The sequence below is a fragment of the Mesorhizobium sp. M7A.F.Ca.CA.003.01.2.1 genome, assembly GCF_003998945.1.
Taxonomy (GTDB): Bacteria; Pseudomonadota; Alphaproteobacteria; order Rhizobiales; family Rhizobiaceae; genus Mesorhizobium; species Mesorhizobium ciceri.
This window is the reverse complement of sequence record NZ_RZRA01000549.1, coordinates 1-3,820: the sequence shown is the minus strand read 5'-3', so window position 1 is coordinate 3,820 and position 3,820 is coordinate 1. Positions and strand designations below refer to the sequence as shown.

5 protein-coding genes and 1 pseudogene are annotated in these 3,820 nt (G+C 63.0%); 3 read left to right on the top strand and 3 right to left on the bottom strand.

The genetic code is table 11. From position 1 onward, the window contains the following. Positions 1 to 217: hypothetical protein (locus EN969_RS35575; protein WP_206525196.1), on the top strand; the 217-nt coding region annotated here is incomplete at its 5' end. A 70-nt stretch (positions 218 to 287) separates the two neighbouring features. Then, positions 288 to 962 (top strand): isoprenylcysteine carboxylmethyltransferase family protein, encoded by a 675-nt coding sequence (locus EN969_RS20830; protein WP_013531970.1) that lies wholly within the window; start codon positions 288 to 290, stop codon positions 960 to 962. A 7-nt stretch (positions 963 to 969) separates the two neighbouring features. On the opposite strand, the gene EN969_RS20825 is transcribed toward EN969_RS20830, so the two are convergent. Both EN969_RS20825 and EN969_RS20820 read right to left on the bottom strand, forming a co-directional pair. Further along, complete coding sequence (locus tag EN969_RS20825; protein ID WP_063170219.1) at positions 970 to 1,851, bottom strand: CoA ester lyase; 882 nt, start codon at positions 1,849 to 1,851, stop codon at positions 970 to 972. Between the two features lie 2 nt (positions 1,852 to 1,853). Beyond that, positions 1,854 to 2,306: a MaoC family dehydratase gene (locus EN969_RS20820; protein WP_063167880.1), complete on the bottom strand. Its 453-nt coding sequence runs from the start codon at positions 2,304 to 2,306 to the stop codon at positions 1,854 to 1,856. Between the two features lie 151 nt (positions 2,307 to 2,457). Here EN969_RS20820 and EN969_RS20815 point away from each other — a divergent pair, with 151 nt between their 5' ends. After that, positions 2,458 to 3,582 carry a DUF2336 domain-containing protein gene (locus EN969_RS20815; RefSeq protein WP_063167881.1) on the top strand — a complete coding sequence of 375 codons (1,125 nt, stop codon included), beginning with the start codon at positions 2,458 to 2,460 and terminating at the stop codon, positions 3,580 to 3,582. Here the strand turns inward: EN969_RS20815 and EN969_RS20810 are convergent. Then, positions 3,579 to 3,820: pseudogene (locus EN969_RS20810) on the bottom strand (FUSC family protein); the annotation flags it as partial. The gene EN969_RS20815 and the pseudogene EN969_RS20810 sit on opposite strands and share 4 nt — an antisense overlap.

Below are 3,820 nucleotides of genomic sequence, written 5' to 3'. Positions count from 1 at the left end.
GACGGAGCATCAAACGAAAAACCCGCCTGTGCGGCGGGTCACTGGCGCAAATCAGCACCATGGGCAAAAATGTACCATAGCTGAGATCACCGAGTCAAGAAAAAATTCCTATCGTGGAAGGCTGCCCGGCAAAAAGCCGCCAACACAACCGACTGCCGCAAGCCTTTTGTTAAGCTGGAGTTCGGAGCCTCGGGTCGAAGGTTCGCTTGAACTATAGACCAGTGGTCTGTATGGTAGACCAATGGTCTAAAATACCAATCATCAGCGGATATCAAGGCAGGTCGATCATGATCGCGAAATTGGTTCTTCAGACATTCGTCTGGTTCGTCGCCATGGGCGCCTTGCTCTTCCTGTCGGCCGGCACGCTGCATTGGCCGGGGGCCTGGGTCTATCTGGTGGGGATGGTGGGCCTCAGTCTCACCTTGGGCGTGGCGCTGGCGAGGCGCGATCCCGGTCTGATGAATGAGCGGCTGAGCTCTCCCATCCAGAAGAATCAGGACGCGGCCGACAAGGTGCTGCTGTCCATACTTCTGCTCGCCATCTTTGGTTCTCAGATATTCATGGGATTCGACGTGCGTTTCGGCTGGTCGGCGGTTCCCGTCTGGGTGCAGGTGGTCGGCGCACTGGTCCTGCTGCTCGGAATCTGGATCTGCTATCTGACGATGCTGGAGAACAGTTTTGCGGCGCCCGTGGTCAAGATCCAGGACGAACGCGGACAACGTGTGATCTCCACCGGGCCTTACAGCTACGTCCGCCATCCTATGTATGCCGGCGCCATCCTCTTCTTCGCCGGCACGGCACTTCTGCTTGGTTCCTGGTGGGGGCTGGCGTCGGTGCTCGTGCTCGTCGTTCTCTTGGCCATCCGCACCTTCATCGAAGAGAAAACGCTTCGCGCCGGTCTGCGCGGCTATGACGACTATGTGGCCCGGGTCCGTTACCGCCTGATTCCATTGGTTTGGTAGCAGGCGCTCAGGCGGAAACACCTGCCGCCTTCGCCCGCGCCAGAAGCCGCTCGGCCAGCCGCAGGTGCGGGCGGTCGAACATCTTGCCGTCGATAGCGACGACGCCGGGGCTTCCCGCTGCCGCGAACGCAGCAACGATTGCCGCCGATTGTCTCACCGCCTCGGCCGACGGCGTGAAGGCTGCGTTGATGACCGGCACCTGATCGGGGTGGATCGCCATCTTGCCGGTGAAGCCATCGCGTTCGGCCTCGGCGCACTCCGCGGCGAAGGCCGCCATGTCGCGAAAATTTGGGAAGACGGTGTCGATCGCCGCGACCTCCGCCGCACCGGCGGCGAGTATGGTCATGGTGCGAGCATGACGGAACACGTCCGTGTAGCGGCCATGCTCGTCGCGGGCGCTGCGCGCGCCGAGCGCCGCCGACAGGTCTTCCGCGCCCCAGGTGAGCCCGGCAAGCCGCGCGCTGGTCCCGGCATAGGTTGCCGCCGCCAGCACGCCTGCCGGCGTTTCGGTGATGATCGGCAGGATCTTGATCGCGCCGTCGGCCAGGCCTTTTTCGGCCTCGCGCACCCTGAGTTTTGCCGACAGGTGCTGCACATCCTGGCCGCCGTTCGACTTGGGCAGCATGATGCCGTCGGGTTTCGCCGGAACCAGCGCCGCCAGATCGTCATCCGTCAGCCCGGTCGCGAGGTCATTGACCCTGACATAGATGGCGGAAGTCGTTTGTGCCCTGCGTTCCAGGATGAAGCGCGCCGCTACGACGCGCGCCAGCGCCTTGTTGTGCGGCGCCACGGAATCCTCGAGGTCGACGATGACCACGTCGGCGCCGGCACCAAAACCCTTTTCCAGCTTCCTCTCGGAATCACCGGGGACGAACAGCAGCGAGCGCATGATCAGGCCGGCTTCTTCAGCATCATGGCTTGCCTGGTGCATTTGGCGACGAGATCGCCATGCTGGTTGTAGGCGCGATGCTCGAATTCGACGATGCCGCGATCGGGCTTCGACCTGGACTCGCGCACCGAGATGACTGTCGTTTCGACGCGAACGGTATCGCCATGGAAGACCGGATGCGGAAACACGGTTTCCTTCATGCCGAGATTGGCCACCGTGGTGCCGACGGTGATGTCATTGACCGAAATGCCGATCATCAGCCCGAGCGTGAACAGCGAATTGACCAGCGGCTTGCCCCATTCGCTCTTGGTGGCGAAATCGAAGTCGATGTGCAGCGGCTGCGGGTTCAGCGTCATCACCGAAAACAGCATGTTGTCGCTTTCGGTAACGGTCTTGCGCAGCGTGTGCTGGAAGACATGGCCGACGACGAACTCTTCGAGATAAAGTCCGGCCATTTCTCTCTCCTCAGGTGCTTGACGGTTGATAGGCGCTGCAAATCAGCCTCGCAAGCCAGTTAATGAACATGGTGAACGGTTCGTAAACCAATTCTGCCTACGGTCGTCAGTGGGGTCGGAACCTTCCGGCAAGGGGCGTAAGCAGGCGGGCATGGTTGTTGTTTCGCATTTCCTGAAATGGATCTACACGGCCAAGGTGTCGGAGCGCGCCGCGGCGGCGAGCGCTCTGGCCCGAGCCTACATCAATTCCGAATTGCCCTTCGAGGACCGCTGCGCCGCAGAGGCGGCGCTGACACTGTTGCTCGACGATGCCTCGTCAAAGGTGCGGCTGGCGATGGCCGAGGCGCTGTCGATGAGCCAACACGCGCCAATGCAGATCATCAGCGTGCTGGCCTCCGACCAGCCGGAAGTCGCCGGCGTGGTGCTGGCGCGCTCGCCGCTGCTCACCGACGCCGACCTGATCAACCGCGTGGCTTCGAGTCCGAAGGCGACGCAAAAACTGATCGCAGACCGGCCGCTCGTCTCGATGGCGCTGTCGGCGGCCATCGCCGAGATCGGCGAGGCGGACGCCTGCGCCGTGCTGCTCGCCAACAGCGGCGCCGACATCGCCTCGCTCAGCTTCCGCCGCATGGCCGAACGGCATGGGCACCTGCCGCTGGTGCGCGAGGCGCTGATATCGGATGTCAGGCTGCCGGCCGACTGCCGGCATATGCTGCTCGTCAAGCTTGGCGAAATGCTGAAAACGTCGCCACTGGTGATGGCGATGATGGGCGCGGCGCGAGCCGACCGCGTCATGCGCGACGCCTGCGTCAAGGCTTCGGTGACGCTGATCGAAGGCACGCGCACGGAAGAACATGCGGCCCTGATCGAGCATCTCAGGCTGCGTGGCGACCTCACCGCGAGCTTCCTCATCCGCACCATCGCGCATGGCAAGGTCGATTTCTTCGGCTCGGCACTGGTTGCGCTCAGCCAGCAGTCCGAACAAAGGGTTAGGGCGCTGCTGGCCGGCGGGCACGACGTGGCTTTGCAGGCATTGTTCCGCAGCGCCGGGCTCGCCGGCGCCACGCACGCCATCATCCTGCGTGCGCTGAAGATCTGGCGCGAGGTCGCCAACGGCAAGCGCGTCGCCGGTGTGCAGGAGGTAAGCTGGCTGATGCTCAAGGAAGTGGGCGGTCAATCCGCCGAGGGTGATCTCGCCGCCTTGGTCAAGTCGATCCATCTCGACGCGCTGCGCGAAAACGCACGCGGCCACGCGCTGGCGATAGCGGCCGCCTAGCCTTTATCCCTGGCGAAAAAATCCGGAAAATCCTCCATCGCGGCGGCGATGATGCGCAACGATGCCGCGATCTGCAGCAATTCCCCGGTACCGTTTCGCTGGGCAATACCAGCCGCATATTGCCGGGCGACGGTGACGGTTGATGTCTGCGGATCGCCGGGGGCGCGGAAGAGCAGTTCGCGCGCCAGCCCTCTCAGGAAGTTGGCGATCGAAAGCGCGGTCTCGGATGGGATGGCAT

Bases quoted from the DNA above. Each gene is read 5' to 3' on its own strand.
- EN969_RS20830 (WP_013531970.1), top strand. From the start codon at position 288: ATGATCGCGAAATTGGTTCTTCAGACATTCGTCTGGTTCGTCGCCATG.
- EN969_RS20825 (WP_063170219.1), bottom strand. From the start codon at position 1,851: ATGCGCTCGCTGCTGTTCGTCCCCGGTGATTCCGAGAGGAAGCTGGAA.
- EN969_RS20820 (WP_063167880.1), bottom strand. From the start codon at position 2,306: ATGGCCGGACTTTATCTCGAAGAGTTCGTCGTCGGCCATGTCTTCCAG.
- EN969_RS20815 (WP_063167881.1), top strand. From the start codon at position 2,458: ATGGTTGTTGTTTCGCATTTCCTGAAATGGATCTACACGGCCAAGGTG.